This window comes from Algoriphagus aquimarinus (assembly GCF_007997215.1).
GTDB lineage: Bacteria > Bacteroidota > Bacteroidia > Cytophagales > Cyclobacteriaceae > Algoriphagus > Algoriphagus aquimarinus_A.
The window spans coordinates 1-1,649 of sequence record NZ_VORW01000046.1 but is presented as its reverse complement, the minus strand read 5'-3'; the positions used below and the strand labels follow the sequence as shown (position 1 = coordinate 1,649).

Here is a 1,649-nt window from a genome sequence, read left to right as displayed (position 1 = left end):
CAGGCATACGCGTTAACTTAAGCCATATCGGTCTAGTTATTAGACACTTTGTTCTTATTTTTTCTTTTTCAGGAATGACTCTTTTTTGATTACTCTTTTCAAAACAAAGGTATTCCTATCCTCTATTTCCCATTCTAGTTCTTCCGCTTTTTCTATGTCGCAAGCCTCCGCCAATGCTGCCGGGAAATTGATATAATAGGAGCTAGTTTTTCCTCGTTCAACTCTCTGAATTTTAACTTTGTAACCCATTTTTTACGTAGTTTTATAATAGTATATTTACTATTATAAAACTACGTAAAAATGCCATTGAAACCTAATCATATACTGGACAAAATTGATTTTTTCAACCTTTTTGATCAGCTCAATATCAGTCATGAGACCCTTCTGGATATTGCCTTTGAATCCAAGTTGATCAGACGCAGGCGCGCCATTGATCCCATAGATTTACTCTACATCCTATGCCTAGAATCTTCACAGGGTACTGTCAGCCATAATGATCTAGCGATACAACTTGAATCCGGTACTGGTATATCGGTCAGTAAGGTTTCCATCTGGAAAAAGATAAACGAGCAATGTCTGGTCTTTCTCAAAAAGGTTTTCGAGCTGGTGATCCAGAGCAAGTTCGCACCTAACGGTCACCAGGCCGAACCACTTACTTTTGATAGAATTGTAGTTCAGGACAGCACCATTATCAGGTTGCCTCAGCGATTGTTTGGCGAGTTTTCGGGTGTGTCCAACGGTCATTCAAAAGTCTGTAACGCACGGATTCAGGGAGTTTATGATTTGGTAGCCGAACAGTTCCTGTTCTTTTCAGTGGATACCTACAGTAAAAACGACCTTGAAGCTGCACCTGAGCTTGTTCTGAAAAAAGGAGATCTGACTTTAAGGGATCGTGGGTATTTGATCGCCGATGAAATACAGCGCCACATAACCCATGGAGCCGATTGTATTTACAGACACAAGTACAACCTGGTACTCCTTGATGCTGAAAATGAAAAGGCCATTGACCTGTTACTTTTGCTTAAAAAAAAGTCAGTGTGGACATAGTCATAAAATTGAACAACAAGGTCAAAAGCGCAGTGAGGATGATCGCGTTTCCAGCGAGCGAGGAAGTTGCCGAAAGTAGACGTAGAAAAGCCCGAAAGGAGCTTAAAATGACACCTTCAGCAGATTATCTAGAGCTTCAGGGCTGGTTCATTTACCTTACAACCATCGGGAAAGAAACCGCAGAGCCAAAGAAGATTTTTGCCTTGTACAAACTGAGATGGAGAATTGAAATCATATTCAAATCTTGGAAAAGCAACATGGCTTTTGATAGAGTGCATAATGTCTCCAAAATTCAATTATGGGTAATACTCTGGTCAAGGTTTATTATGATAATTATCTGTACACAACTTATTTACACTCCATGCAGATTAGTAATTAAAGCTAATCTAAACAAAGATCTGAGTCTGTTAAAAGTGACCCATTACCTGATTAAGCATCCTGAGAAAATAACAGGAATACTCACAGAATTACAGAGTGATCCAAATAAACTGGGTGTAATAAGCACCACAATGGCTAAGTATTGTTCCTATGAAAAAAGAAAAAAAAGATCAAATTATCAGGAGGATCTCAGAACAATCTATTCTTAAGTTAACGCCAATGCC

3 protein-coding genes are annotated in these 1,649 nt (G+C 39.0%); 2 read left to right on the top strand and 1 reads right to left on the bottom strand.

Translation table 11 applies throughout. The annotated features are described in order from the left end of the window. Positions 1-54: 54 nt before the first annotated feature. Complete coding sequence (locus tag ESV85_RS22090) at positions 55-249, bottom strand: hypothetical protein (protein ID WP_146921515.1); 195 nt, start codon at positions 247-249, stop codon at positions 55-57. 51 nt (positions 250-300) lie between these two features. On the opposite strand from ESV85_RS22090, the gene ESV85_RS22700 reads away from it, so the two are divergent. Both ESV85_RS22700 and ESV85_RS22695 read left to right on the top strand, forming a co-directional pair. After that, positions 301-1,047: a transposase gene (locus tag ESV85_RS22700; protein WP_146921513.1), complete on the top strand. Its 747-nt coding sequence runs from the start codon at positions 301-303 to the stop codon at positions 1,045-1,047. Continuing rightward, on the top strand, positions 1,038-1,634 hold the full coding sequence (locus tag ESV85_RS22695) for a transposase (RefSeq protein WP_146921511.1): 597 nt from the start codon (positions 1,038-1,040) through the stop codon (positions 1,632-1,634). Before ESV85_RS22700 ends, ESV85_RS22695 begins: the two co-directional genes overlap by 10 nt. Positions 1,635-1,649 lie beyond the last annotated feature (15 nt).